Origin of the sequence: Paraburkholderia phenoliruptrix, assembly GCF_019511605.1 — a bacterium.
GTDB classification, from domain to species: domain Bacteria; phylum Pseudomonadota; class Gammaproteobacteria; order Burkholderiales; family Burkholderiaceae; genus Paraburkholderia; species Paraburkholderia phenoliruptrix_A.
On record NZ_JAEUAV010000026.1, the window covers coordinates 37,313 to 63,443 of the forward strand.

Here is a 26,131-nt window from a genome sequence, read left to right on the forward strand (position 1 = left end):
GCCTGCCGGTTTTCAGTGGGCGCGCAGCCGGTGATTACCCGGGAGCTTCGGTATGAAGCGAGGCGTGCGCGCCGCGTAATCGAGCCACGCTTGACCAAACCGTTGTTCCGATTCGCGCTCTTCGTACTTCGCGAGTCTTACGTACATGAACACAAGTATCGGGAACATGAGCAGTGTAATGAGAGTGGGCCATTGAAGCAGAAACCCGAACATGATAACGACGAAGGCGACGTATTGCGGGTGCCGGATCTTCGCGTAGGGCCCCGTCGTCGCGAGCCGGTTCTTACGCTGCGCGTCATACAGAACGTGCCACGCGCTCGACAATAGAGCGAAGCCGCCGAATAACAGGGCGAAGCTCACCAGGTGCGGGAGGCCGAAGTGAGGATTTCCGCGTTGGCCCGTCATCATCCACCATAGATGCCCTGAGTCGTGTGCCAACAGGTCGGCCTGCGGAAAACGGGTTTGCAGCCATCCCGACAGCAGAAAGATGGTCAGAGGAAAGCCATACATCTCCGCGAACAGCGCAACGACGAACGCAGAAAATCCGCCGAAGGTTCGCCAGTCGCGCTTTGTCGCCGGCTTGAAAAAGCTGAACGCAAAGATGATGAAGACGAGTGAGTTGACGATTACAAGGCCCCACAGCCCGTATCCGCTACCTGTCCCGTTCATGGCTGTCTCCTCGTTCGTTCCGCTCGGCGTGCTGTGCGTGCATGTGGCTGCCGTGGCCGCGATGTCCGTGATGTCCGCGATGCATGAACACGTGCATCCATGGGCACGAAAGCAGCAGCAGGTACGGCAGGACCCCGAGAAAGTGTGCGCGATGTTCGGACAGAAGCAGGAAGAGGGCGATACTGCCAAACCCGACAAACACGATGGCCGGGCGCGATTTCCAGAACGGGCGTGAGCCTTGGGGGATGTCGTTCATTGCAGTGCTCCTTGCGCCGGTGGTCGGTGGTGCGACGATTGCTCGGAAAACGCTGACCATCTGGCGATTGAAATGGCCAGCAAGGCCAGCCATACCGATCGCTTGATAAAAGTCATACGTTTCCTCTGAGCGTGTGTTGTGCAACGAATGCAATACCAGTCTATTTTCGCAACGACCGATAGTCTTGACTTAACTCAAGGTGTTGAGCTTCGTCAAAACCGGTGATCTGAGCCGTGAACTCCGGCGTCGCGGCGCGCGATTGACATGAGTCAAGCGGGCGGGCTCAGCGTGGCGTACTGTTTATCAGGAATCCTTTCAGTTTTTCCGGACGCTCACGCCACTGCAGATCAGCGACGAGCGCAGATGTACGAGTTGTGATCCTGACGCGGAGAATAGAGATGCGGGCATTACTGGTTTCAATGATGATGACCCTCGTGGCCGCCCTGTCCGGGTGTGGCTACAACAGCATCCAGGCACAGGACGAGCAGGTGAAGGCAAGCTGGTCGGAGGTGCTGAACCAGTATCAGCGGCGTGCCGATCTCGTGCCCAACCTTGTGGCCACGGTGAAGGCATACGCAAAGCAGGAACAGGACGTCCTGACGCGCGTCACTGAAGCCCGTGCTCAGGTCGGCTCCATACGCGCAACGCCCGAGCTGCTGGCGGACCCGCAGGCGTTTGCCCGGTTCGAGGCGGCTCAGGGACAGCTCACCTCGTCGTTATCGAGGCTGCTGGTGGTCTCCGAAAACTATCCTCAGCTGAAGTCCGACGCGAACTTCAGGGACCTGCAAGCACAGCTTGAGGGAACGGAGAACCGGATTGCCGTTGCCCGAAATCGCTATATCCGGGCCGTGCAGGACTACAACGTCTTGGTCAGGTCGTTTCCGAACAATCTGACCGCGAAGGTCCTCGGCTACCAGGAGAGGCCAAACTTCTCCGTCACTAACGAAGCCGAACTGGCGAAGCCGCCCCGCGTGGATTTTGCCGCGCCTTCGGTAGCCGCGAGCGGAGCCGCCAATTGAACATTCTTCGCGCTATGATCGTAGTAATAGCGGCGGCGCTCACGTTAGTCGGAACGGGCGCCGCCGCCGATGCACCAGTGCCGGAGCTGACTGCGCGCGTCACCGACGAAACAGGCACGCTCACTGCCGAGCAACGAGCCAATCTTGAGCAGCGTCTAAAGGCCTTCGAGGCGCAAAAGGGCAGTCAGATCTCGGTTCTCATCGTTCCCACGACCCAGCCCGAAACCATCGAGCAATATTCGATGCGCGTTGTCGAGCAATGGAAACTCGGGCGCAAGAGCGTCGACGATGGCGTGCTGCTGATTGTCGCGAAGAACGACCGCTCACTTCGCATCGAGGTTGGATATGGCCTCGAGGGCGCGCTCAACGACGCAACGAGCAACCGCATCATCAACGAGACGATTGTTCCCAGGTTCAGGCAGGGCGACTTCTATGGCGGCATTACTGCGGGCGTGGACAGCATCATGCGTGTTGTCAACGGCGAGCCTTTGCCGGCTGCCCGGGAGCGGCGCGACGAACATCGCGGCGTCGGGCAACTGCTGCCCGTGCTGTTCGTGCTGACCGTGGTAGCCGGCGGTGTGCTGCGCTCGATACTTGGCAGATTTGCTGGAGCGGTCGTGACGGGTGGCGCGATTGGTGTATTGGCGTGGCTGCTGTCCGGTGCGATTCTGGTCGCCGTGGTTGCCGGCGCAATCGCGCTCGTCTTCACGCTGCTGGGTAGCGGAATGGGCGCGTACGTGGGTGGGCGGTTTATCGGGGGCCGGTCCGGCGGATTCGGCAGCGGCTCGAATCGCGACATCTTCCGCGGCGGCGGGGGCGGTTTCGGTGGCGGCGGCGCGTCAGGCAGGTGGTAGCCATGGACCTCGCACGACTCGTCAGACACCTTTTCATGACCCGCTGGCGTCTGAATGCCGCTTTCCCGCGACGGTCACTTCTTGCAATCGCGCAGGCGGTTCGTGAAAGCCATCAGAGCCACGTCGGCCAGGTGCGGTTCGCCGTCGAGGGCGCGCTGCACAGCGCCGCCTTGCTGCGAGGCAAGTCCGCGCGAGAACGGGCGATAGAGGTATTTTCGGACCTACGGGTCTGGGACACGGAGCACAACAACGGCGTCCTCATCTATCTACTGCTGGCCGACCGCGACGTGGAGATCGTGGCGGACCGGGGCATTCATGCGAGAGTCAGCGCGTGCGAGTGGGAGAAGATCTGCCAGGAGATGGAAAGCGAGTTCAGGCGAGGCCGATTCGAAGCCGGTGCTGTCGGAGGTGTGCGGACGGTGACAGAGCTCCTGGCGCGACACTTTCCTGCTACCCGCTTTCAGGGGGACGAGCTGCCGAGTTCGCCGACGGTGTTGTGACGTCGTCTGGATCCCTATCCGGTGGCGCTCGACGAGGTCACGGGGGCGAAGGTCTGGACTCGTCCGATACGCGTTGTCTACCCCGGCGAAGATCGACGCTACGATGACCTTTCCGAACGAAGGACTCATCAGTCGCTCATCCGACACTTCACGCGGAAATCGCGGCCATGTGGTTCCCCGTTAGCCGCGCTGGAGTTCAATCGCTCGCAATGCGCCTTGCTGAATGAGTTCGACGGCCTCAACGAGTTGCCGCCTTAACGACTCATGGTTCGTCAGCGTTGGCGGGAACACTTCCTCGATAGCAAGCATTCTCTGGACAAGTTGCGCCGGGTCGGCAGGAACATCGGAAGTCAGCCGCGCAGCCAACGGATCGATGATGTCGTAAGGCGTGCCGTCATCGGCGTGGCCGCGCAGAAACGCCAGCCACGCCGCCACGGCTAGCGTCAGCCTCCTGATCGATTGTCCCGCGCTCAGGCGCCCCTCGATAGTTGCGAGCAACCGTGGCGGAATCTTCTGGCTGCCGTCCATCGCGATCTGCGCCGTGCGATGCTTGAGCGCGGTGTTCGCATAGCGTTCGAGCAACGCATCGCGGTAAGCGAGCACGTCAAAGGAGGACGGCATGTCGAGCGTCGGCGCGATTTCGTCGGTCATCATCGCGTGAATAAACGCTTTCAGAGGCGGATGGGCGATGGCTTCATCGATCGTTGAAAATCCTGCCAGCATCGAAAGGTAGGCAATGGTCGAGTGTGTTCCGTTCAGCATGCGCAGCTTTGCGAGCTCGAACGGCATGACGTCGCCGACGAGTTGTGCGCCTACTCGCTCCCATGCCGGACGTCCTGTCGGGAAGCGGTCCTCGATTACCCATTGGCGGAACGGCTCACATGGCACAGGCACCGCATCGTCGGCGTTCAACGCCGCGTGTGCCGCTTCCCGATCGTCATCGGTCGTGGACGGCACGATGCGGTCCACCATCGTTGAAGGGAAAGCGACATGGGTGTCGATCCACGCGGCGAGCTCAGCATCGACCGCGCGCGCGAACGACACGACTGCCTGCTTCAACGCCGCGCCGTTGTGCGAGAGGTTATCGCACGATAGGACGGTGAACGGCGGCGTGCCGGCGTCGCGCCGCTGTTTTAACGCGGCGGTGAGAATGCCCGGTACCGTCGACGCATCGTCCGGATTTGCCAGGTCGTAAGCGACACCGGCGTGATTCATATCCACATCGCCCGTTCGCATGTCGCGGCAGTAGCCCTTTTCTGTGACGGTGAGCGAGACGATCCGCACATTCGCGTCGGCGAACAGTTCGAAAAGGCGCGCGCGGTCATGCGGCATAGCGAGCACTTCCTTCAGCGCGCGAATGACGGTGACACGCAGGCCGTCTGGACCGCGTTCGACCACGCTATACAAGCCGTCCTGCGCCATCAACGCATCGCGCTTGGCGACGTCGCCCTGCAACGTCACGCCGCAAATGCCCCAGTCGCCGCCCGCGCTGAGCATCGCTTCTTCTGTATAAACCGCCTCATGTGCGCGATGAAAATTACCGATCCCAAGATGAACGATGCCGATGCGCGGATCGCGCCACGCCGGCTGCAGTAGGTGGTTGCTCAAGGAGGCGAGGGCACTGCGGCGGAGCAAAGGGCGCGTGGTCATGTTTCAGGTCCTGGATGCGGGAAACCCGTCGTTGACGATTGAATATACTTGTATGGTAGCATCGGTTCAACCGAATGCGACTGAAGGAATTCCCCCATGAAGATTGTCCGTGCCGATGTGATCGTCACGTGTCCGGGCCGCAACTTCGTCACGCTGAAAGTGGTGACCGACGAGGGCGTTCACGGTATTGGCGACGCCACGCTGAACGGCCGCGAACTCGCGGTAGCCTCGTATCTGAAGGACCACGTGTGTCCGCTACTGATTGGGCGCGATCCGGGGCGCATCGAAGACATCTGGCAATTCCTCTACAAAGGCGCGTACTGGCGCCGCGGCCCGGTCACGATGACGGCGATCGCGGCTGTCGACATGGCCTTGTGGGACATCCTCGGCAAGGTAGCGAATCTGCCGCTATACAGGTTGCTCGGCGGCGCGTCGCGAGAAAGCGTGATGGTCTATGGGCACGCAACAGGCCGCGACATTCCCGAAGCGCTGGATCGCTACGGAGAACATATCGAGCAGGGTTACAAGGCGATCCGCATTCAGTGCGGCGTGCCGAACATGCGATCGGTCTACGGCGTTTCGAAGGGCAACGGCACATATGAGCCGGCCACGAAAGGCGCTGTCGAAGAACAAAGCTGGTCGACGGAAAAGTATCTGGATTTCGTGCCGAAGCTATTTGAAGCAGTGCGAGGCAAGTTTGGCTTTGACACGCATCTGCTGCATGACGTGCATCACCGCCTCACGCCGATCGAAGCGGCACGCCTCGGCAAATCGGTCGAACCGTATCGACTCTTCTGGATGGAGGACCCGACGCCTGCGGAAAACCAGGCGGGCTTTCGTCTCATTCGCGAACACACGGTGACGCCAATCGCAGTAGGGGAGGTGTTCAACAGCATCTGGGACTGCAAGCAGCTAATCGAAGAGCAGTTGATCGACTACATCCGCGCGACGTTGACGCACGCGGGCGGCATCACGCACCTCAAGCGCATCGCTGACTTCGCTTCGCTCTATCAAGTGCGCACGGGTTGTCACGGACCTTCTGATCTGTCGCCGGTCTGCATGGGCGCGGCGCTGCATTTCGACCTGTGGGTGCCGAATTTCGGCGTGCAGGAATACATGGGTTTCCCGAAGGAGGCGCTCGACGTGTTCCCGCATGCGTGGACTTTCGAGCGCGGCATGATGCACCCCGGCGAGGCGCCGGGGCACGGTGTCGATATCGACGAAGAAGCCGCCGCGCGCTATCCGTACGATCCGGCGTATCTGCCCGTCGCGCGGCTCGAAGACGGCACGCTGTGGAACTGGTAAGGCAATTCGCAAGCTGCATCGACAGATAAAACGACGGCGAGGAGACAGGCATGGCAGACAGGCAAACCAGTGCGATGTTGCGGCGCGTCGCCGCGGCATCGACGATCGGCACCGCCGCCGAGTACTACGACTTCTTCGTGTACGGCACGGCCGCCGTGCTCGTGTTCGGCGCAAAATTCTTTCCGTCGGGCGATCCGCTGATCGGCACGCTCGCGGCATTCGCGACCTATGCGGTGGGCTTCGTGGCGCGACCGCTCGGCGGCATCGTGTTCGGGCATTTCGGCGATCGTATCGGACGCAAGAAGGCACTGATCGTTACGATTCTTATTGTTGGGCTGGGGACGTTTGCCATCGGTCTGTTGCCGGACTATTCGCAGATAGGCGTCTGGGCGCCTGCGTCGCTCATTCTGATTCGCGTGCTGCAAGGCTTTGGCGTGGGCGGCGAGCAGGCGGGCGCAGTGTTGCTGACGGCGGAATATGCGCCGCCTAGCGAACGCGGCTTCTTTGCAAGTCTCGTGCAGCTTGGCGCGCCGGCTGGTTTTCTGATTCCATCGGGCCTCTTCGCGCTGCTGAGCGCGACTCTCACACATGAGCAACTGCTTGACTGGGGCTGGCGCTTGCCGTTTCTCGGCAGCATCGTACTGGTCGTGGTCGGCCTGTATATCCGGCTTCGCACGGAAGAATCGCCGATCTTCGCCACCATCCGCGAGACGAAGGCCGTCGAGTCGCGGCCAGTGGTCGAAGTGGTCAGGCAATTCGGCCCGACGATCGCGAAAGGCGTCGGCGCGAAGTTGATCGAGGCGTGCACGTTCGCGATGTACACGATGATCGTTCTCGCCTATGGCCGCGCGCATAACATCAGCGAGAGTTTGCTTTTGCAGACGATCATCGTCGCAGTCCTGCTCGAGTTGATCGCGATTCCGCTGGCAGGCGCGTTATCGGACCGCATTGGCCGGCGCACGACTTTCATCGCGGGCGCAGTGCTGCAAGTGCTGCTCGTCGTGCCGGTCTTTCATGCGATCGACAGCGGCAACCGCATCGCAATTCAGGCGGCGATGATTCTCGCGATTTCCGTGGGCCACAGGCTCTGCTATGCACCTCAGGCGTCGCTGTTTCCCGAACTCTTCCCAGCGCGCGTTCGATGCAGCGGCATAGCGCTCATCTGGCAGATCGGATCGCTGATCGGCAGCGGCGTGCTGGGGCTCGTCGCGGTCAAGCTGATCCAGGCGACGCACGGAAACTCGATCGGTTTAATTATCTATGTCGTCTTGCTCGGCGTCATTTCTGCCGTGTGCATGTTTCTTCTCCCGGAGACGGCCCCCGCGCGGCGCGGCGGTGATCTTCACGACTGGGGCACGACGCGGCACGAGCCGGCATCGCACGAAGCACTGACCGCTACCGCTTTCGCTGCGCGCCAGTAGGCACGGCGAACTGCGCCAATATGCGTGCAAGTACGCACGCAGCACCTTGATACGGGATCACGACCATGTTTGCAGCCGTTCTCCACGAACCGAAAAGACTTCTTATCGACGAACTCGATGCGCCGCAGCCACAAGCTGGCGAGGTGCAGATACGCGTGCGGGCCGGCGGCATTTGCGGCTCCGATCTGTCGTACTACTTCAAAGGAAAGAGCGGTGATTTCGCGGTACGCGAGCCGTTCGTGCTTGGGCATGAAGTGGCGGGTGAAATCGCGGCGCTTGGTGAGGGCGTGAGCGGTTTCACTGTCGGTCAGCGCGTCGCAGTGAATCCCGGGCTCAACTGCGGCGTCTGCCGATACTGCGTGAAGGGCATGCAGAACCATTGCCTGAACATGCGCTTCATGGGCAGCGCATCGACGTTTCCGCACATGCAGGGCATGTTCCGACAGTTCATCGCGGTGAATGCTCGTCAGTGTGTGCCGGTCCCGGACGCGCTCGACTTTGCGCAGGCGTCGATGGCGGAGCCACTGGCGGTGGCCCTGCATGCGCTGCGGCTCGCGGGTTCGCTGGTGGGCGCCAAGGTGCTGTTAGTCGGCTGCGGACCCATCGGCTGCATCCTGCTTGCGGTGGCCAAACGCGCGGGAGCACATCGCATCGTGGCGCTCGATCTCGCGCGAAAGGCGTTGCAAATGGCGCAGACACTCGGTGCCGACGAAACCGTGCTGGCGACGGATCAGGCTCGCATCGATCAGTGGGCGCAGCAGCGCGGCGCTTTCGATGTCGTGCTTGAAGCCTCGGGCAGCACGGCCGGCCTCGACACTGCACTGCGGGCCGCGCGTGCGGGCGGCACCGTCATTCAGGTGGGCAATCTGCCGGCGGGACAGTCGCCGGTGGCGGCGAATCTCGTGATGTCGAAGGAACTGCGCTATCAAGGCTCGTTTCGCTTCACCGACGAATACGCCGTTGGCGCTGAAGAGCTGGGTGCGCACAAGATCGATCTGCGCCCGCTAATGACCCACTCTTTCCCGCTAGAAGACGCCAACCGCGCGTTCGAAGTGGCGCACGACCGCACGCAGTCTATGAAGGTGCATTTGCATTTCGACTAACCGCATTACGTTCACTTTCTCGCATGAACCGCCCGCACAGAGAAGAGGCGGATCAACTGGAGACACACACCATGATCAAGAGCCAGCGATGGTTCGTCGTCGGCCTGCTGTTTCTCGCGGGCGTCATCAACTATCTCGATCGCGCGGCGCTTTCAATTGCCGCGCCGCTGATCCAGAAAGACCTGAATTTCTCGCATGCGGAAATGGGCATTGTGTTCAGCAGCTTTTTCATCGGCTACGCGTTGTTTAACTTCATCGGCGGCGTGGCGTCCGACAGGTTCGGCGCAAAAAAGGTGTTCGGCGGCGCAATGGGCGTCTGGTCGATCTTCTGCGGCGCGACTGCGCTCGCGAGTGGCATCGTCTCATTGATCGTGCTGCGCTTGTTGTTCGGCATGGGCGAGGGGCCCTTCAGTTCGTCGAACAGCAAGATGGTGAACAACTGGTTCCCGCGTCGCGAGGTTGCGAGCGCGATTGGCGTGATCAGTGCGGGGACGCCGCTCGGCGGCGCGCTCGCGGGGCCCGTCGTCGGCTACATGGCCATCCAGTTCGGCTGGCGCTGGGCATTTGTTGTGATCATGATGTTCGGGCTTGCGTGGCTCGTGCTCTGGTCGATGACGACAACGGAGCACCCGCAGCAAAACCGGCGTGTGAAGCCAGCCGAACTCGAACTGATCCAGGCCGGCCAGCAGCAGGCGCCGTCGATGGAGCGCGCGCCCGGTGGCAAGCAGCCGGGACTCGGCTTCTATCTGAAGCAGCCGGTCATTCTGGCAACCGCTCTCGCATTCTTCTCCTATAACTACGTGCTGTTCTTTTTTCTGTCGTGGTTTCCGACCTACCTGACCGAAGCGCACCACATGTCGTTGCACGACATGAGTATCGCGACGGTGATTCCCTGGTTGCTCGGCAGCATCGGCCTCGCAGCAGGCGGCTTCATCACCGATTACGTCTTGCGGTTGACCAGCAAGCCGTTGCTGTCGCGGCGCATAGTACTGACGGTTTGTCTCGGCGTTGCTGCCGTGTGCGTCGGCTTCGCGGGACGCGTGCAGAGCATGCAGGGCGCAGTCGGACTGATGTCGGTGTCGATCTTCTTCCTGTACGTTACCGGTTCTGTCTACTGGGCGGTGATTCAGGATACAGTGCGCCGCGAAAACGTGGGCGGCGTCGGGGGATTCGTGCATCTGATTGCCAATCTTGCGGGTGTGATCGGACCGGCCGTGACCGGCTTCATCGTTCAGGCGACGCACGGCGCTTACGGGAGCGCGTTCATCCTCGCAGGAGCGATCGCGGTGATCGGCGCCGCCGTTGCGTTTGCGTTCATCCGTGAGCCCAGGTCGCAAAAAGAATCGGGAGAGCGTAAGCTAGTATGGTAGGTTCGCACGATTATTTCTGATTGACCCGGTATGGACACGAAGACAGCAAGCCCGAAGGCCGCATCGCGGCGCGAAAAAGGAACCGCCGCGCTCACTGTGGTGTCGCCCGCCGCGAGCCGCGCACGCACGGCGCCGGGCGACGCGAAGACGTCGCTGCGCGGCGCGCTGACGGGCTTGTCGCTCGAATCGCACGAGCCGATCGGCAAGCAGATTTTCCGCTCGTTGCGCGAGGCGATCTTCACCGGCTTGCTTGCGCCCGGCGCTCCGCTTTCTGAAAAGGAGGTATCGGAACTGTTCCAGGTTTCGCGACAGCCGGTTCGGGAGGCGTTCATCAAGCTTGTCGAGGCGGGCGTGCTGCAGGTGTTGCCGCAACGCGGAACGTTCGTAAAGCGGATTTCGCCGCGAAGGGTGCGCGAAGGGCGTTTCATTCGCGAGGCGATCGAGGCTGCAGTGGTACGCAAGGCGGCCGACGTGATCACGGATAAGCAACTTGCTGAACTTGCCGCGAATCTGCGTGAGCAGAAGGCCGCGTCCAGGCTGAACGACACTGCCGCGTTTCTCGCCTGCGATGAGCAGTTTCACTTTCTTATCGCACAGTCCATCGATTGCGTCGCGGCATGGGAGACGATTCAGGACATCAAGGCGCAGATGGATCGGGTGCGCTATCTGAGCCTGAATGAAGTTTCGCCGCTCGATCTTCTGATAAAGCAGCATGCGCTGATCGTGAACGGGCTGAGGGCGCACGATCCCGACGCGGCGGAGAGTGCGATGCGCGCGCATTTGCGCGAGATTCTGGTGTCGCTGACGCCGGTCGCGAAGCTCAACCCGGACTGGTTCGAGCCGGATGAACCCGCAGATGTCGGTTTGACGTGGTGAGGCCTTGTGTGTTTGCCGCGCAGCTCCGCTGACTGATTGTGGAAGTGTAGCGGTCAACCCATCCCGGACACGGCGTTAAGTTTTTCTTGCGCCGCAGCCGGCGCCAGTCCTTCATTGAAGTGATGCGGCCGTATTCAGTCGTACCGGTGCGTGGCGGCCGGCATCAAGGTGTACTTCTGCGATACACAGCAACTCTCGCAACGTGGCCGGAACGAAAACACAAATGCGCTTCCGAGACAGTACTTCCCTAAAGGTACCGATCTCTCTGGTTATTCAGGCGAATCTCAATGGCGTGGCAATGTGGCTCAGTGAACGCGCCGAAAAACACCAGACTTCGATATATCAGGCGAACGATTTCGCCAATCCGTTACATCGACCGGTTCAATCCGCAGTCGCGTGCCGATGACCAGTCAGGCCGAGGGCGGCCAGAAACAGGTGTTCGACACTCCTGCCAGATCGTTGACAATCGATTGGACTGTTGCGCCAGCCATGAAAATGCGAGCCAATCTGGCTACTCGACTCCTGCAAGGCGGGCCTGGTGAGTAGGGGCATGAACGAACAGACCATCTGAAGATGAGCAAGAGCGGCTAGGTGCGATGTCTTCACCATGAGCGACCATAACGCCAGTCGCACGATTCAATATCCAGACCATGCAAGCTCATGTTGATACCACTCACGCTTACACGAAGCGCTTCGATGCCGTACTTGCGTACATCGAAATGAACCTCGATGGCGACCTGTCAGTGGAAGCGCTAAGTCGCGTCGCGAACTTCTCGAAGTTTCATTTTCATCGGCAGTTTGCCGCTTATGTGGGAGTGCCAGTCGCGCGCTTTGTACAACTGATGCGATTGCGCAAAGCTGCACACCGTTTGGCTTCACGTGAGTTCTGTTCAGTGCTCGATGCCGCGTTCGACGCGGGCTTCGACAGCCCCGAAGCGTTCAGTCGTGCTTTCAAGCGGGCATTCGGCATGGCGCCGAGTTCGTTTAGACAGCATCCGAACTGGCAGATCTGGAGTGCGGCTTTTGTCATCCCCTATCTTTCGAGGAAACTCACCATGCAAGTACAAATTGTCGATTTCTCAGAAACGCGCGTCGCCGCGCTTGAGCACTGCGGACCTACTGGGCTCGTCAACGAGAGCGTGCGCAAGTTCGTTGACTGGCGCAAGCAAAGTGGGCAATCCCCTATTGCGTCGAGCAGAACTTTTGGTATCCCGCGCAATAACCCTGACACCGCGCCGGCAGATGCATTCCGCTTTGACATTTGCGGAGAAATCGACGGGCCCATTGCGTCCAACAGCTACGGTATTCGCGAACTTGTTATTCCGGGCGGTCGATGTGCTGTCGTTCGACATTTCGGATCCACCGACCACGTCGGCGAGACAATCTATCCGATCTATCGCGACTGGCTTCCCGCAAGTGGAGAAGAACTTCGGGACCATCCACTGTTCTTTCACTACCTGAGCGTCTTTCCGGAAACGCCGCAGGAGCAGTGGCAAACCGACATCTATATCCCACTCGTGTGACGGGAGACGATTCTGCGGCGGTCACCTTGTGATTGCCGCAGTCTGAACAGCTATCGAAAATGCGAAGATGAGGCTGGGTACATGCGACTCGTCGATCTATGTTCCAGTTCCAGCCAGCCAACAGTGACGGCCTGGAGCGCCCGCTGCGCTTTTCAAAAAAGAGCCGGCTCGGTGAGCCGGCTGAAAGTTTTGGTGATCCGAGGGCCGTACCAGAACTTAGAGGGCGCGCAATCGCGGGATGGCCGCTATAAGGAGCCTATCGTCTAGCGCAAGAATCGCGAGCGTTCAACGGGCGCGAGTGACAGCCGCTGTCCGCTTGCCCGTCTGCACGGCGCTCTGATCGCGCACAGACAAGCGTAGGAAAGCAGGCCTGCGCCTACTGAACCGACGACCACGGGAATGCGTCGCCCGATCCTGTCTGACAGCTTTCCGACGAATGGGATCACGATTACCGCGACGATGTTGCCGACGAACGGAATCACCAGATACGTGTTCGCGTGAAAGCCGATTCCGTAGGATGGTTGCACTGCGTAGGCTGCGCCGAAGATGGTGGCGACCATCGCAATGACCGCGGCAAGCGCCACTTATTGCGATGCGGACGATGGCCAGGAGTTCCGTCGTACCGCTGATCATGTTGCGCCCTCGATGACGTTGGTGAGCGGTGATGATGCAACCGCCCGGTGGTTACGGGCAACGCCACAAATGAACGAGTAGCCCGGCGAGCGGCACCTCCGATTCTTGTATGAAGACCAGGCTTTGCTTCGTCCGACAATCGACGTTTGATTCGACCTGTAGAGAACCTTTAGCTTTCCGATAGCCTTCAAATTTTTACCCATGCGCTGGCTAAGCATGTCGCCAATGCCGTGCGAACGGGGTCGACGCGTCATTGTTCGCCGTGGGGCAGGACTCGGGCCATCAAGCGACATTCGCTCGCGACGTCGCTGGACGTTGGAACGTCGGCTCCACTCAGCAAACGGCCATTCGTTTACGAAAATCTAACTTTCCTTTCCAGCCAATGTGACCAGGCCGGCGGCAATTGCGGCAGGCCGCCAACAACGCCTGGAATCAGCTGGGCGTTACAGCGAGCTGCGCGTCGCAGTAGTGCTGGATTTCGATCAGCAGTGCGATCGCTGCGTCGATCGGATAGGTCTTTGCCTGCGCCAATTGCGCCGCGAGCGCGTTTTTGTTTTCCTGAAGGGAGTTCCGCACCTCTTGCGGAATGAGGTTCGACTGAAGGATTTCGTCCAGATCGGCCAAGGCATTTGTGGCGCCCACTGTCCCTTGCAAAGGACGCAACCTCCGTTCAAGAAGTTCGGCGAAGTCCTTGGCAAACTCCAGGCAAAAGGTACGAACGTCGGCTGACGGCACAGCAATCTGGACAAAGCGGCTTTTGTTGTCGTACCGCTTGATGTTGCTTGGGACGAAGAACTTGCCGTCAGCCCAGCCGGAAATGACCGGATGACCGTCATGCGTCGCGGCATTACGGCACTCGTGCATGAAAAGACCGTGCCTGAGCTGGTCGATGTCGCTCCAGTCGATCTTCGGCTCCAGAAACGTGGAGCCACCATCCTTGAGCGTCATGACCGTATTGGTCAGGGCCGAATAGGCGTAAAGCACTTCTTCATGGGAGGGGCCCGCCGTGGGACGTTGGGCACGAAAGTCGACCATCGATTCGTCGCAGCATCGCACGACCCATCGGAGGTGATAAAAAAACTCCCGGATTTTTCCCGAAAAGAAGTTCGTGACCCAAAGTTGGTGCTGCTGTGGGGAGAAAGACATGGTCTGCGCGCTCGTCGAGAACAGTCTGGAATCTTACTTGACGATTGAGGCCAAGATCAAAGAGGCCGAGCTGTGGGCTTGTTCTATAGGGGCCGATGCGCGCAGATCGCCGATTGCCAAGTTTGCCCCGTAGACGCAAATCTGACGAATGACCGTTTGGGGTTGCTAAGTGCCAATGGCGCGTGCCACATGCCACCGGCCGCTCCGGGTCGGTTCCTGCCCGTCAGCACGAGGATAAATTTCCGGGGGAGCGCGACTTCCGCGCTGCTTGCAGACTGCCAGGGTGCGTGTTTCGACGCGCGAGTCCCGTGGGCCGCGATGCCAACTTTGCGCGTCAATGGAGCGGCATTGCGACTTTCTCTTCGGTCCGCGGGAGCGGGAATCGGCAAGCGCGCGGGTCCGTGTAGGAAAGTGAGTGAGCGACGTTCTGCGTTCTCGGGCGGATGCAGCGGGGCGGCCCGCTATTGGGCGTCGTCAAGCGTGGGATCTTTGTGAACGTGCAAACCGACTATGCGTTCAAGGACCAAGCCATCAATCTCACGCGTTCGTAAGCCCACATCAGCGTTAGCTCTGCGACGCACTCCGCAGCTTTCAACAATTTAACGGGTGCATCGCTGTAACCGATCCGGTTGCCATCCGCGAGCAAGTAGGGACGCCCGCGCGGCTTGGCGACAATAAAGACCACTTTCGCGTACACGCAAAAATCGTCCATGCCCTCGGTACCTGACAGTCGTCGGCGGAAACAAAAAACCCCGTAAGACCTTGATCTTACGGGGTTTCTCGAACTTTTTCGGCTTACGCCGGAACAACCGTTGGTGCCCAGGAGAGGACTCGAACCTCCACGGTGTTGCCACCGCTAGGACCTGAACCTAGTGCGTCTACCAATTCCGCCACCTGGGCACGTCTTGAAGCTAGACCGCTATTTTAGCGGGCTAATGCAGTGTGTCAACCCCACCGCAACTGCCGCCTTGAAACACAAACGTACTGCAGACAACCGCGCTACAAAAAACCGAAGCCGCCTATACAACCCGGCGGCTTCAGTCTTGAATCTGGTGCCCAAGAGAGGACTCGAACCTCCACAGTGTTGCCACCGCTAGGACCTGAACCTAGTGCGTCTACCAATTTCGCCACCTGGGCAGGTGATGAACAGCAAAGACCGCCATTATAGCGACAGAATGGCGGCTGTCAAGCGTTTCTCAAAACTTGCTTAAACGGGCGGCGAGCCAGGCTGCGCGCGCCTCCTCGCGACTATCGGCGGCCCGCGTGGCGCGCAAGACGGGTGTTAGAATGCCTCGCAGTAGTTCGTTGGCACGGTGCACGAGCCCGTCGGACCCAGCCTTGAACGAGCCGGACCGAGGCAGGTCTTTCCAGTGCAGCAGCAAGTGCCATGCAGGCGCCATGCAAACGCTTCCAAGCCGAGCCAGATCGCCGACCGACGTCCATGCAACGAGAAAAAATCATCGACAAGCCCTTGAGCAAATTTCCGTATCCGATTCCGAGCCGCGAGGAAATCCTCGGCGTCCTGCGTACGAGCGAAACGCCGCTCGCCGCCAACGAGATCGCCGAAGCCCTGTCGATCAAGCGCCAGGAGCGCGAAGGGTTTTTCAAGCGGCTGGGTGCGATGGAGCGCGACGGCCAGATCCGGCTCGATCAGCGCAATCTCTATCAGTTGACCCATCCGTCGAACTTCGTCGCCGGCCGCGTTCAGGGTCATCGCGACGGTTACGGCTTCCTGATTCGCGACGACGGTCAGGACGATCTGTTCCTGCCCACGGCCGAGATGCAGAAGGTCATGCACAATGACCGCGTGCTCGCGCGCATCGTCGGCTATGACCGGCGCGGGCGGCCGGAAGGGCACATCGTCGAGGTCACGGACCGCGCCAACAAGCGCGTGATCGGGCGCCTCTTGAGCGAAAACGGCGCGCTCATCGTCGCGCCCGAAGACAAGCGCATCGGCCACGACATTCTGATCACGCAAAACACCAAGAAGGCCAAGGTCGGCCAGGTGGTGGTGGTCGAGCTGACCGATTTTCCAAGCCGCCATTCGCAGCCGCTTGGCCGGGTGGTGGAAGTGCTGGGCGATATCGACGACCCCGGCATGGAAATCGAAATTGCGGTGCGCAAATATGGCGTGCCGCACGAATTCAGTCAGAGCGCGCTCGACGAAGCGGCGCAGCTGCCCGACGAGGTGCGGCCTGCTGACGTGCGTCACCGCATCGATTTGCGCGACGTGCCGCTCGTCACGATCGACGGCGAAGACGCGCGCGATTTCGACGACGCGGTGTATTGCGAGCCGGTCAAGGTCGGCCGCGGCGAGGGCTTCCGCCTGATCGTCGCGATTGCCGACGTTTCGCATTACGTGCATCCGAAAAGCGGGCTGGACGCCGACGCCATCGAGCGCAGCACTTCTGTCTATTTCCCGCGCCGCGTGATTCCGATGCTGCCGGAAAAGCTCTCGAACGGTCTGTGTTCGCTGAACCCGAACGTCGACCGCTGCGTGCTCGTGTGCGACATGATCGTCACCGCGCGCGGCGAAGTGAAGGCGTATCAGTTCTATCCGGGCGTGATGCATTCGGCCGCGCGTCTCACGTATACGGAAGTCGCCGCGGTGCTGAAAAACACCAAGGGTCCCGAGGCCGCGCGCCGTGCCGCGCTGCTGCCGCAATTGCAGAATCTGTACGGCGTCTACAAGGCGCTTTTCGCCGCGCGTCAGAAGCGCGGTGCAATTGACTTCGACACGACCGAGACGTACATCGTCTGCAACGCCCAGGGCAAGATCGAACAGATCGTGCCGCGCACCCGCAACGACGCACACAAGCTGATCGAGGAGTGCATGCTGGCCGCGAACGTGTGCGCTGCCGACTTCCTCAAGCGCAACAAGCACCCTGGCCTATTTCGCGTGCATGCCGGCCCGACTGCGGAAAAGCTCGAGAATCTGCGCACCTTCCTGCGCGGCATGGGCCTTACGCTCGGCGGCAACGACAAGCCGCATGCGAGCGACTACGCCGCGCTGATGGCGCAGATTCGCGACCGGCCCGACGCGCAGATGCTGCAGACCATGCTGCTGCGCTCCATGCAGCAGGCGGTCTACAGCCCGGACAACATCGGCCACTTCGGTCTTGCGTACGAAGCGTATGCGCACTTCACGAGCCCGATTCGCCGCTATCCTGATCTGCTCACGCACCGCGCGATCTACGCGATTTTGCAGGGGCGCAAGTATCAGCCGGAGCCGCCGCAGGGCGTCGTGTTGAACACGGCGCTGTCGCCGCGCGCCCGCGCGATGCAGCAGGCCGACGAGGAAAAGAGCGGCCGCTCGCGGGCGAACAACGTTGCGATCTGGGAAGAGCTCGGTCTGCATTGCTCGGCCAACGAGCGCCGCGCCGACGAAGCCTCGCGCGACGTGGAAGCGTGGCTCAAGTGCTACTTCATGCGCGACAAGCTCGGCGAAGAGTATGGCGGCATGGTGAACGGCGTCACGTCGTTCGGCATCTTCGTGCAACTCGATTCGCTCTTTATCGAAGGGCTCGTGCACGTCACCGAGCTAGGCTCCGACTACTTCCAGTACGACGAGATCAAGAACGAGCTGCGCGGCGAGCGCACGGGCATCCGTTACCGTTTGTCGGACCGCGTGCGCGTGCAGGTGAGCCGCGTCGACCTGGACGCGCGCAAGATCGACTTCCGTCTCGTGCGGGATACGCCGATCAAACCGCACCCGGCTCGCGGCGTGGCGGCGAGCGACAAGCCTTCAGCGGCGGAAAGCGGCGGCGCGCGCGTGCGGGCGTTGTTGCCGGCCGAAGGCGGCAGCGCTGCGCCCGGTGCACGCCGCAAGAAGGCGGCGCCCGCGCAAAGCGCCGCGGTCAAGGAAGCCCGCGCCTCGCGCGGCGCCGCGAAGAAACACGGCGGCGCGGCGGCCAAGGCGGCTTCGAAGCAGACGGCACGCAAGAAGCGCTAAGCGCCCTTCGGGGCGAAGGCGCCAGGGTGCTTGAACCGCGCGCAAACGGTCACGCAGCAGCGTGGCGGTTGCGCGCGGTGTTCGTTTCACACGTGCGGGGTGGGGCTCGCAGGCGCCTCGCACCAGCAAGCTCGCCACGTCGAACCCGGCACGCACACGCATCGGTATTCATCACAGCAGCGCGGCTTTCGGTGCCGCGCGCAATCAAAGGTTGTATCAGTCATGGCACGTCACAAGGTTCTATACGGTTTTCATGCAGTCACCGCGCGCATTCGGCACGATGCGTCGAGCGTAGAAGATGTCTATTACGACGCCACGCGCAAGGACCGCCGCATGACGGAGTTTCTGCACACGGCGAAAGAGGCAGGCGTGCGCCTGATCGCCGCCGACGAAACTCGTCTGTGGGGGCTTGCGCGCACCGAGCGTCATCAGGGCGTGGTGGCTCGCGCGGGCGACCTGCCGCTCGCGCAGAACCTCGCTGAGCTACTCGATGGAATCAACGGCTCGCCGCTGCTGCTGGTGCTGGACGGCGTGACCGATCCGCACAACCTCGGCGCCTGCCTGCGGGTTGCCGATGCCGCCGGCGCGCACGCGGTGATCGCGCCGCGCGATCGCGCAGTGGGTCTGAACGCCACCGCGGCGAAGGTCGCAAGCGGCGCCGCCGACACCGTGCCGTACATCACCGTGACGAACCTCGCACGGGCGCTGCGCGAACTGAAGGAGGCGGGCGTGTGGATCGTCGGCACGTCCGGCGAGGCGACAAAGAGCCTCTACGAAACCGAACTCGACGGTCCCGTGGCCATTGTGATGGGCGCCGAAGGCGAGGGCATGCGCCGCCTCACGCGCGATACCTGCGACGTCGTCATGCAGATTCCGATGGCGGGCACGGTGGAAAGCCTGAACGTTTCCGTGGCTTCCGGTGTGTGTCTGTTCGAAGCGGTGCGGCAGCGGTCGGTGAAAAAATAATCCGGCTGGTTCCGCAAAAGTTTCTGGCGCTTACTCCGGTAAACTAGCGCTTTTTACTGCTCGCCAGCATTCCCATGACTCAAGACGAACTCAAGCAACTGGTCGGCCAGGCTGCCGCCGACTATGTCCTCGCCAACGTGCCCGAAGGCTCGATTATCGGCGTCGGCACTGGCTCCACCGCCAACTGTTTCATCGACGCGCTGGCCGCGAACAAGGCGCGCTATCGCGGGGCGGTGTCGAGTTCGCTCGCCACCACCGCGCGCCTGCAGTCGCACGGCTTCAAGGTGCTCGACCTGAACGAGATCGATTCGCTGCCCGTCTACGTGGACGGCGCGGACGAGATCGACCACGGCGGCGCGATGATCAAGGGCGGCGGCGGTGCGCTCACGCGCGAGAAGATCGTCGCCTCGGTTTCGGAGGTATTCGTCTGTATCGCGGACGCGAGCAAGCTCGTACAGACGCTGGGCAACTTCCCGCTGCCGATCGAAGTGGTGCCGATGGCGCGTACCGCGATCGGCCGCCGCGTGACCGCGCTCGGTGGTGTGCCGGTGGTGCGCGTCACGAAAGAAGGCGCTCCCTTCATTACCGATAACGGCAACGAAATCATCGACGTCAAAGGTCTGAGCATCAGCGAGCCGCGCACGCTCGAAACGCATATCAATGCGTGGCCGGGCGTCGTGACCGTGGGCCTCTTCGCGGGCCGCGGCGCGGACCTGTGCCTGCTCGGCACGGATACCGGCGTGCAAACCATCGAGTTCCGCAAGGACTGAGCGATCACGCGCGAGCCTGCCTCAGGCGGCTCGCTCGTGTTTTTCTGCTCGCAGCACGTTCGCATGCCTTTCGAATCGCGTTCGCGTTCTGCGAGCACGGCGAATCGTATTAAACGCTCGAGCGCGGGTCCGGCTCACCATCGCGCTGCTGCATCGCCGTGCTGAGCGCATCCATCATTCGTTGCAAATACTGCTCGACCGAGAACTCCGCTTGCGCGTCGAGCAGCGCCTGTTGCGCGAGGCGTTGCGCGAGCGCCGGGTTGCGGCGCAAGACGCCGATAGCGTCGGCCAGCGCCGCCGCATCGCCGGGCTCGACGAGCCAGCCGTTGCGTCCGTGGCGCACGATCTCGGGCACGCCGCCCGCAGCCGCGGCGATCACCGGTCGGCCCGCCGCCATGCCCTCCACGATCACGCGTCCAAATGGCTCGGGTTCCGTCGACGTGTGCACAATCACATCCATTGCTTTCATCCACGCAGGTATGTCGTCCTGAAAGCCCGCGAAATGCACGCGTTCCGCAATGCCGAGCGCGCTTGCCTGATCGCGCAGGCGCTGCGCATACGGCTCTTCGCCAAATAGCGGCGCGCCCACGAGGACGAGATGCGCGTCGGGCAGACGCATCAATGCATCGAGCGCAATGTGCTGACCTTTCCAGGGCGCAAGGCGGCCGAAGAGACCGGCGAGCCACGCGTGCTCGGGCAAGCCCAGACGCTGCCTGAGCGAGCCGATGTGCGTGCCGTCCACACGCTGGAACGCGCTTGCGTCGATGCCGTTGTAGACAACCGGCACCGTGTCCGCCGCGAGGCCCGTGAGCGCCGTCAGCGATCTCGCCGACGCACGGGAATTGACGATGACCTGATCCACTGCGAGGCGCACCGCCCATTTGATGACAGTCAGTTGCACGCGTCCGAAGTGTTCGCGCGTGAGAATGTCGTGTTGATACCAGACCAGGGGCTTGCGATGCAGCAGCTTGCCGAGCGCACCAAGCACGAGCGCTTTCTGCGTGTTGACGAAGACTATGTCGAAGGCACGCGCACGCGCCGCGATTGCACGAACCTGCCTCACGATGCCGGGCAGCACCCGCAGGCAGTTCATCGCGGACGCTTGCCGCGCAATGCCCGACACGCTTGCGTCATTGACAATCTGCACGCGCGCGCCCACTGCCTCTAAACGCGGGCGAAACGGGCCGTCGGCCAGCAACACCACTTCCATCTGCAATGGGTAATGTTCTGCCAATTGCAGCAAGGCAAACTCGGCCCCGCCGAGCTGGCCGCTTTGATCGACGAACAGCACGCGCGGCAATGCGCGCGCATGCGTGACAGCGGATGCGTCCAGGCTCGCATCAGGCGGCGCGACGGGTGAGTCGATATGCGCCGGCGCAACGAGCGGCAACGAGTGAGCGAGTGGCGAAGCGTCGAGCGAGGAGCGCATAGGAAGGCGAAGTAATTGGTTTTAAGCATTCGCAAGGGGCGAATGCGCGATGAATCAATTATTCGCGCCCTGTCGCGCGTCGAATGTGGGCACGCGCACGCACAGCAAACGATGCGCCACATACACTCGTTGCTAAGCCCAGGAGGCGTTGACCGAGGACAGGGAGATCATGAAAGTTGCGATCGTGCACGACTGGCTGGTCGCACCTGGCGGCGCGGAGAAAGTACTTGAGCAGATGATCGAATGCTTCCCCGACGCGGATCTGTTCAGCCTCGTGGACTTTCTCGAAGACCGCCGACCGTTGCACGGCAAGCCTGTCACCACATCATTCATTCAACACCTGCCGCTCGCGCGGCGGCGCTATCGTGCTTACTTGCCGTTGATGCCACTCGCGGTCGAACAATTCGATCTGGCCGGCTACGACCTGATCATCACGAGTTCCTACGCGGTTGCAAAAGGCGTGCTGGTTGGTCCCGATCAAACGCATGTGAGCTACGTGCATTCGCCGATGCGTTATGCGTGGGACCTTCAGCATCAATATCTGCGCGAAGCGGGGTTGACGCGCGGGCCACGGTCGTGGCTCGTGCGCCTGCTGCTGCATTACCTGCGGGGCTGGGATTCGCATTCGGCGAATAGCGTCGACCGACTGATCGCAAACTCGCAATTCGTCGCGCGGCGCATGATGAAAACGTATCGGCGCGAAGCGGCTGTGATTCCGCCGCCAGTGGATGTACACGAGTTCGAACTCTGCACGCGCAAGGATGATTTCTATCTGACCGCGTCGCGAATGGTGCCGTATAAGCGCATCGATCTGATTGTCGAGACCTTTAGCGCGACGCCGCACCGCCGGCTGATCGTGATCGGCGATGGGCCGGAGATGGCCGCCATTCGTGCGAAGGCGGGGCCCAATGTGACGATACTCGGCTATCAGCCGGTGGGCGTTCTCAAGGACTATTTGCAGCGGGCAAGAGCGTTCGTCTTCGCCGCTGAAGAAGACTTCGGCATTGTCGCGCTCGAAGCACAGGCGTGCGGCACGCCCGTTATCGCGTTCGGCAAGGGCGGCGCGCTTGAAACCGTGGTGCCGCTTGGCGAAGCGCACCCAACAGGCGTTTATTTCGGACGACAAACTGTCGTGTCGATGCTCGATGCCATCGACCGGTTCGAGCGCCAGCACGAGCAGATTACGCCGGCCGCGTGCCGTGCAAATGCCGAGCGGTTTTCGGCGACGGTGTTCCGGCGCGCCTTCATGGCCGAGGTGACGCGCACCATCGCCGCGGTCGGCGCGCGCGGCGAGTCGGCGGCCACTGCACGGCTCGACGCCGATCTCGTGACCGAACCGCTCGGATGGCCTAGCGAGCCAGCGTCGCAGAGCAGTTGGGGACGCTGAGCCGAAGCGTGTGGACGCTTCGCTGCTGGGCGGCCCTTTCGTGTTTCAGCAGGGCAGCACCATCAACAAGCCGATCGGGCAGTGCAGCCCGATCGGTCGCCGGGGGACGGCGGCAGCGTGCCTCACGCGCCGCTTCGCAATACGTATTCGACGCAAGCGGTGAACCGAAACCAGCACAGTAACGATAACGGTGACGGAGGGCCGCAGCGATTCATAAAACAGGCAGTCGTTGATCCGTTCGCCATGCAATGGTGCACAGAAAACGCGACCTTTGGACGAGGAAGAATCTAAACTCATGAACGCAGATCGCTTTCCGGGATCGTTTCCCGACATCGCTCAAAGCTGGGGCGCGCTACAGGCCCTGTTGCCCATTACGCCTATCCGCAGCGAGCAGGACTACCAGACGATGATGGAGGTGGCCAGTGCTCTGTCCGACCATCTGAACGGCAAGCAAGACGATCCGCTCGCCGATCTTCATGCGATCGTCTCGGACCTGATTCGCAGCTGGAAGGCGCAGAACGTGACGTTGCCCAAGGCCGAGCCGCGCGAAGTCTTGCGGCATCTGCTCGAAACGCACGGGCTCAAGCAGAAGGACCTGATGGGCATCGCATCGCCAACGGTGGTGAGCGATATTCTCGCGGGCCGCCGCTCGATCAGCAAGAAGGTGGCCAAAGCCCTGGCCCAGCGTTTCCAGACCGACGTGAGCGCGTTTCTGTAGAACCGCATCGGTTCTGCTTGCGGCGCGGGCGGCTTTCTTGTCGCCGGCGCCGCATTCGTTGCGTCTTCAACTTTATCCGGACTACCACGAAGCCGGACATCAATAAAAAAGGGGCTGCGCCTATCTGCGGCGCAACCCCTGATTGTCTACCGCTTGTAAGTGGCGTTAGCCTCGCCTTGACGTCTCGTCGGAGCCGCCGGTCGTGTACGTGTACGCATACGCGTAGTCGTAAGTACCGTTTTTATTGTGGCTTTTCACCGGCACGGCGTTCATGACGCCGCCCACCACACGCGCCCGGGCGCGACGCAACTTCTTCAACGCTTCGGCGAGGTGGCCTTCGGTGTGCGCGCCGGCACGCATCACCAGTACGGTCGAGCCAGCGAGATTCGCCACCACCGCGGCGTCCGCGACCGCGAGCAACGGCGGCGTATCGACAATGATCAGATCGAATTGCTGCTCGAAGCGCGCGAGGATTTCACTGAAGCGCGACGACGTGAGAATCTCCGACGGATTCGGCGGATACGTGCCGGCCGCGATGAAATGCAGGCCCGCGACGCCCGTCGCGCGAGCCGCCGTTTGCAGATCGACCTGGCCCGTTAGCAGCTCTGTGAGGCCGCCTTCAGGCCAACGGCCCAGATATTGCGCAAGCCGTCCGCGCCGCAGATCTGCATCGATCAGCAGCACGCGCTTGCCGGATTCCGCGATCAACGCCGCGAGGTTAGCGCTCAGAAAGCTCTTGCCGTCCGACGGCGCGGGGCTCGTTATCGCGACAATGCGATTCGGTGCATCGATCAGGCCGAATTGCAAGGTGGCGCGCAAGCCGCGCAAACCTTCCACGGTCGTATCGTATGGATGGGTTTTCACAAGCAGCGGACGCACAGGTGCCTTGCCCGATGCAATCACGGTCTGCGTGCCGACCGGTTCGCGGTCGGCATGATCTGCGCGCGCGTCGCCGCGTCCGCGAAAAGGCAGCAGCCGTGCGGCGCCGCCCGGCGCGGCCGCCGTGTCGTGAATCTCACTCGGCCGCGAGCGCGGTGCGCGCAATGCGGCGCTACGCGTGGCGCTCAGTTGCCGGTCGCTGCGCGCCTGTTCCGCGCTGAAGGTAATCGCGCCAAAGATCGGCAACTGGAAGCGTCGTTCGACGAATTCCGGATCGGCCACGCCGGTAAAGAACCTGCGTCTGCAAAATGCGAACAGAATGCCGGCAATCACGCCGAGCAGCGTGCCTGCCGAAATGATCAGCGCGGACTTTGGCCGCACCGGTCGCGAGGGCAGCAGCGCTTCGTCGATGATGTGCACGTTGCCGATCGTGCCAGCCCGCGAAATAGACAGCTCCTGAATCTTGTTGAGCAACGCAACGTAGATTTCCTCGGCGACTTTCGCGTCGCGTTGCAAAGCCAGTGCGTTGCGCTCCGAACTCGGCAGCGTCGTGAAGTGATCTTCGAAACGCGCCTTTTCGCGCGCCATGGCGGCGAGTTGGGAATCGACCTGCTGCACTTCGGGGCTTTCCTCGGTGAAGCGGCGCAGCAGTTGCGCGCGCTGAATGCGCAGCGCCGCAATCTGCTTTTCGTAATCGAGGCCGCCCGCGAGGTACACGCCCGCTTCCTGAGTGGGCTGGAACGAGCCGACTTTCGATTGATACTCGGAGAGCGCGGTTTCCGTCTTCTTCACTTCTGCGCGCAAGCGGGGCACTTCGCTATTGAGGAAATCCAACATGTGGCTCGCTTCTTCCTGCGCGCGTTCGGTGCGCTGCTTCAGGTACGACGCGGCCACTGCATTCGTGATGGCGGTGATTGCGTGAGCGTCCGTACCCGAATACGACAATTGCACGACACCGGTATCGCGGCCCTTTTCGCTGACCTGCAAGGCGCTGGAGAGAGCCGACACGGCATCCAGCTGATTGAAGCGGGTCACATGGAATTCCGTGCCGGGACGGGCCACCAGTTTTTTCACCAGTAGCGTGATGTCGTGGCCTTTCGCTTCTTGTCCGGCCACGCCGTCAAGCAGCGGGGCACCGAGTGCATCCGTCAGTACGTAGCGTCCGTTATCGAGCGCGCGCAGCGTGAGTTGCGCGCCCTCCAGCGCCTTCGGCACGCTGATCGATCCGACTTCGAACTGCTCGCCGCCCCACGCGTATTCGTTCAGGCCGAACGGCGCACCAAACGGATGGCCGGCGCGCGCGAACAATGCGGAAACCTTGCCGAGCACCGGCACGGTGTTTGCCGACGCGCTGAAATTCAGCCTGAATTGCTCGACAACCGGCTCGACCACGGCGCGGCTCTTGATGATCTCGATCTCGGCCTCGGTACGCATGGGGCCCACGCTCGGCATCAACGACAGCAGTTTCTGGCCTTGCGCGCTGTTGCCGTTGCTCTGTGCGTCTACTTGCAACAGCGCGTCCGCGGAATAGACCGGCGTGGCGATTTTCGTGTAAATGACGGCCGCGAGAATCACACTGCCCGCAATCCCGATCACCCACCAGATCTGCTCGGTCACCATGCGCAGCAGGTCGCGCATGACCGCATCCTCGTCGCCATCCGGTGCCGGACCATGGTCCAGCATGTCATACGTACTCATGTCGATA

At 61.6% G+C, this 26,131-nt stretch carries 20 protein-coding genes, 2 tRNA genes and 2 pseudogenes; 15 read left to right on the forward strand and 9 right to left on the reverse strand.

The features are described from left to right. Positions 1–12: 12 nt before the first annotated feature. Both JNB89_RS25335 and JNB89_RS25340 read right to left on the reverse strand, forming a co-directional pair. On the reverse strand, positions 13–669 hold the full coding sequence (locus JNB89_RS25335) for a methyltransferase family protein (RefSeq protein ID WP_220364032.1): 657 nt from the start codon (positions 667–669) through the stop codon (positions 13–15). Beyond that, entirely contained in the window at positions 653–925 is a 273-nt protein-coding gene (locus JNB89_RS25340) for a DUF2933 domain-containing protein (RefSeq protein WP_220364033.1), read from the reverse strand. Before JNB89_RS25340 ends, JNB89_RS25335 begins: the two co-directional genes overlap by 17 nt. Positions 926–1,323: 398 nt before the next feature. Between JNB89_RS25340 and JNB89_RS25345 the strand changes: the two genes are divergently transcribed. From JNB89_RS25345 to JNB89_RS25355, 3 genes are read left to right on the forward strand one after another with little or no spacing between them, the layout of a single operon-like run. Then, positions 1,324–1,944: a LemA family protein gene (locus JNB89_RS25345; protein ID WP_220364034.1), complete on the forward strand. Its 621-nt coding sequence runs from the start codon at positions 1,324–1,326 to the stop codon at positions 1,942–1,944. Positions 1,945–1,958: 14 nt separating this feature from the next. After that, positions 1,959–2,798, forward strand: coding sequence for a TPM domain-containing protein (locus JNB89_RS25350; RefSeq protein ID WP_220364066.1), 840 nt, complete (start codon positions 1,959–1,961; stop codon positions 2,796–2,798). 2 nt (positions 2,799–2,800) lie between these two features. Continuing rightward, complete coding sequence (locus tag JNB89_RS25355) at positions 2,801–3,298, forward strand: TPM domain-containing protein (protein ID WP_220364035.1); 498 nt, start codon at positions 2,801–2,803, stop codon at positions 3,296–3,298. A gap of 180 nt (positions 3,299–3,478) precedes the next feature. Here the strand turns inward: JNB89_RS25355 and JNB89_RS25360 are convergent, their stop codons facing one another. Continuing rightward, the gene (locus JNB89_RS25360) at positions 3,479–4,948 is read right to left on the reverse strand and encodes a mannitol dehydrogenase family protein (RefSeq protein WP_220364036.1); all 1,470 of its coding nucleotides are present in this window, start codon (positions 4,946–4,948) and stop codon (positions 3,479–3,481) included. A gap of 96 nt (positions 4,949–5,044) precedes the next feature. Between JNB89_RS25360 and manD the strand changes: the two genes are divergently transcribed. The 7 genes and pseudogenes from manD (at position 5,045) to JNB89_RS25390 (ending at position 12,546) form a co-directional block, all read left to right on the forward strand. Continuing rightward, a complete protein-coding gene (gene manD, locus JNB89_RS25365; protein ID WP_220364037.1) occupies positions 5,045–6,253 on the forward strand; it encodes a D-mannonate dehydratase ManD in 1,209 nt (402 codons plus the stop codon). A 50-nt stretch (positions 6,254–6,303) separates the two neighbouring features. Then, the gene (locus tag JNB89_RS25370) at positions 6,304–7,674 is read left to right on the forward strand and encodes an MFS transporter (RefSeq protein WP_220364038.1); all 1,371 of its coding nucleotides are present in this window, start codon (positions 6,304–6,306) and stop codon (positions 7,672–7,674) included. Between the two features lie 65 nt (positions 7,675–7,739). Then, positions 7,740–8,777 carry an L-idonate 5-dehydrogenase gene (locus JNB89_RS25375; protein ID WP_220364039.1) on the forward strand — a complete coding sequence of 346 codons (1,038 nt, stop codon included), beginning with the start codon at positions 7,740–7,742 and terminating at the stop codon, positions 8,775–8,777. 71 nt (positions 8,778–8,848) lie between these two features. Then, the gene (locus JNB89_RS25380) at positions 8,849–10,147 is read left to right on the forward strand and encodes an MFS transporter (protein WP_220364040.1); all 1,299 of its coding nucleotides are present in this window, start codon (positions 8,849–8,851) and stop codon (positions 10,145–10,147) included. A 30-nt stretch (positions 10,148–10,177) separates the two neighbouring features. Continuing rightward, complete coding sequence (locus JNB89_RS25385; RefSeq protein ID WP_220364041.1) at positions 10,178–11,023, forward strand: GntR family transcriptional regulator; 846 nt, start codon at positions 10,178–10,180, stop codon at positions 11,021–11,023. Between the two features lie 159 nt (positions 11,024–11,182). Further along, positions 11,183–11,299, forward strand: a pseudogene (locus tag JNB89_RS31160) (IS30 family transposase); the annotation flags it as partial. A 374-nt stretch (positions 11,300–11,673) separates the two neighbouring features. After that, complete coding sequence (locus JNB89_RS25390; RefSeq protein ID WP_220364042.1) at positions 11,674–12,546, forward strand: AraC family transcriptional regulator; 873 nt, start codon at positions 11,674–11,676, stop codon at positions 12,544–12,546. 338 nt (positions 12,547–12,884) lie between these two features. Here the strand turns inward: JNB89_RS25390 and JNB89_RS31165 are convergent. The 4 genes and pseudogenes from JNB89_RS31165 to JNB89_RS25405 form a co-directional block, all read right to left on the reverse strand. Beyond that, positions 12,885–13,149 (reverse strand): annotated as a pseudogene (locus JNB89_RS31165) (MFS transporter); the annotation flags it as partial. A gap of 462 nt (positions 13,150–13,611) precedes the next feature. Beyond that, positions 13,612–14,325, reverse strand: coding sequence for a hypothetical protein (locus tag JNB89_RS25395; protein ID WP_220364043.1), 714 nt, complete (start codon positions 14,323–14,325; stop codon positions 13,612–13,614). Positions 14,326–15,138: 813 nt separating this feature from the next. Then, positions 15,139–15,225: transfer RNA gene (locus JNB89_RS25400), tRNA-Leu, on the reverse strand. A gap of 150 nt (positions 15,226–15,375) precedes the next feature. Next, positions 15,376–15,462 (reverse strand) — tRNA-Leu (locus JNB89_RS25405). A 304-nt stretch (positions 15,463–15,766) separates the two neighbouring features. On the opposite strand from JNB89_RS25405, the gene rnr reads away from it, so the two are divergent. The 3 genes from rnr to rpiA all read left to right on the forward strand — a co-directional run bounded on the left by rnr (position 15,767) and on the right by rpiA (position 20,013). Beyond that, complete coding sequence (gene rnr / locus JNB89_RS25410) at positions 15,767–18,277, forward strand: ribonuclease R (RefSeq protein WP_167507880.1); 2,511 nt, start codon at positions 15,767–15,769, stop codon at positions 18,275–18,277. 222 nt (positions 18,278–18,499) lie between these two features. Beyond that, positions 18,500–19,243 (forward strand): 23S rRNA (guanosine(2251)-2'-O)-methyltransferase RlmB, encoded by a 744-nt coding sequence (gene rlmB, locus JNB89_RS25415; RefSeq protein ID WP_013339007.1) that lies wholly within the window; start codon positions 18,500–18,502, stop codon positions 19,241–19,243. 74 nt (positions 19,244–19,317) lie between these two features. After that, complete coding sequence (gene rpiA / locus JNB89_RS25420) at positions 19,318–20,013, forward strand: ribose-5-phosphate isomerase RpiA (RefSeq protein ID WP_013339008.1); 696 nt, start codon at positions 19,318–19,320, stop codon at positions 20,011–20,013. A gap of 109 nt (positions 20,014–20,122) precedes the next feature. On the opposite strand, the gene JNB89_RS25425 is transcribed toward rpiA, so the two are convergent. Then, the gene (locus JNB89_RS25425) at positions 20,123–21,442 is read right to left on the reverse strand and encodes a glycosyltransferase family 4 protein (RefSeq protein WP_220364044.1); all 1,320 of its coding nucleotides are present in this window, start codon (positions 21,440–21,442) and stop codon (positions 20,123–20,125) included. Between the two features lie 169 nt (positions 21,443–21,611). On the opposite strand from JNB89_RS25425, the gene JNB89_RS25430 reads away from it, so the two are divergent. Continuing rightward, entirely contained in the window at positions 21,612–22,829 is a 1,218-nt protein-coding gene (locus tag JNB89_RS25430) for a glycosyltransferase family 4 protein (protein WP_220364045.1), read from the forward strand. 295 nt (positions 22,830–23,124) lie between these two features. Continuing rightward, a complete protein-coding gene (locus JNB89_RS25435) occupies positions 23,125–23,547 on the forward strand; it encodes a helix-turn-helix domain-containing protein (protein ID WP_220364046.1) in 423 nt (140 codons plus the stop codon). Positions 23,548–23,712: 165 nt separating this feature from the next. Here the strand turns inward: JNB89_RS25435 and JNB89_RS25440 are convergent, their stop codons facing one another. Continuing rightward, complete coding sequence (locus JNB89_RS25440) at positions 23,713–26,124, reverse strand: polysaccharide biosynthesis tyrosine autokinase (protein WP_220364047.1); 2,412 nt, start codon at positions 26,122–26,124, stop codon at positions 23,713–23,715. Positions 26,125–26,131 lie beyond the last annotated feature (7 nt).

Coding starts and splice junctions, on each gene's coding strand:
- JNB89_RS25335 (WP_220364032.1), bottom strand. CDS start 669: ATGAACGGGACAGGTAGCGGATACGGGCTGTGGGGCCTTGTAATCGTC.
- JNB89_RS25340 (WP_220364033.1), bottom strand. CDS start 925: ATGAACGACATCCCCCAAGGCTCACGCCCGTTCTGGAAATCGCGCCCG.
- JNB89_RS25345 (WP_220364034.1), top strand. CDS start 1,324: ATGCGGGCATTACTGGTTTCAATGATGATGACCCTCGTGGCCGCCCTG.
- JNB89_RS25350 (WP_220364066.1), top strand. CDS start 1,959: ATGATCGTAGTAATAGCGGCGGCGCTCACGTTAGTCGGAACGGGCGCC.
- JNB89_RS25355 (WP_220364035.1), top strand. CDS start 2,801: ATGGACCTCGCACGACTCGTCAGACACCTTTTCATGACCCGCTGGCGT.
- JNB89_RS25360 (WP_220364036.1), bottom strand. CDS start 4,948: ATGACCACGCGCCCTTTGCTCCGCCGCAGTGCCCTCGCCTCCTTGAGC.
- manD (WP_220364037.1), top strand. CDS start 5,045: ATGAAGATTGTCCGTGCCGATGTGATCGTCACGTGTCCGGGCCGCAAC.
- JNB89_RS25370 (WP_220364038.1), top strand. CDS start 6,304: ATGGCAGACAGGCAAACCAGTGCGATGTTGCGGCGCGTCGCCGCGGCA.
- JNB89_RS25375 (WP_220364039.1), top strand. CDS start 7,740: ATGTTTGCAGCCGTTCTCCACGAACCGAAAAGACTTCTTATCGACGAA.
- JNB89_RS25380 (WP_220364040.1), top strand. CDS start 8,849: ATGATCAAGAGCCAGCGATGGTTCGTCGTCGGCCTGCTGTTTCTCGCG.
- JNB89_RS25385 (WP_220364041.1), top strand. CDS start 10,178: ATGGACACGAAGACAGCAAGCCCGAAGGCCGCATCGCGGCGCGAAAAA.
- JNB89_RS25390 (WP_220364042.1), top strand. CDS start 11,674: ATGCAAGCTCATGTTGATACCACTCACGCTTACACGAAGCGCTTCGAT.
- JNB89_RS25395 (WP_220364043.1), bottom strand. CDS start 14,325: ATGTCTTTCTCCCCACAGCAGCACCAACTTTGGGTCACGAACTTCTTT.
- rnr (WP_167507880.1), top strand. CDS start 15,767: ATGCAACGAGAAAAAATCATCGACAAGCCCTTGAGCAAATTTCCGTAT.
- rlmB (WP_013339007.1), top strand. CDS start 18,500: ATGGCACGTCACAAGGTTCTATACGGTTTTCATGCAGTCACCGCGCGC.
- rpiA (WP_013339008.1), top strand. CDS start 19,318: ATGACTCAAGACGAACTCAAGCAACTGGTCGGCCAGGCTGCCGCCGAC.
- JNB89_RS25425 (WP_220364044.1), bottom strand. CDS start 21,442: ATGCGCTCCTCGCTCGACGCTTCGCCACTCGCTCACTCGTTGCCGCTC.
- JNB89_RS25430 (WP_220364045.1), top strand. CDS start 21,612: ATGAAAGTTGCGATCGTGCACGACTGGCTGGTCGCACCTGGCGGCGCG.
- JNB89_RS25435 (WP_220364046.1), top strand. CDS start 23,125: ATGAACGCAGATCGCTTTCCGGGATCGTTTCCCGACATCGCTCAAAGC.
- JNB89_RS25440 (WP_220364047.1), bottom strand. CDS start 26,124: ATGAGTACGTATGACATGCTGGACCATGGTCCGGCACCGGATGGCGAC.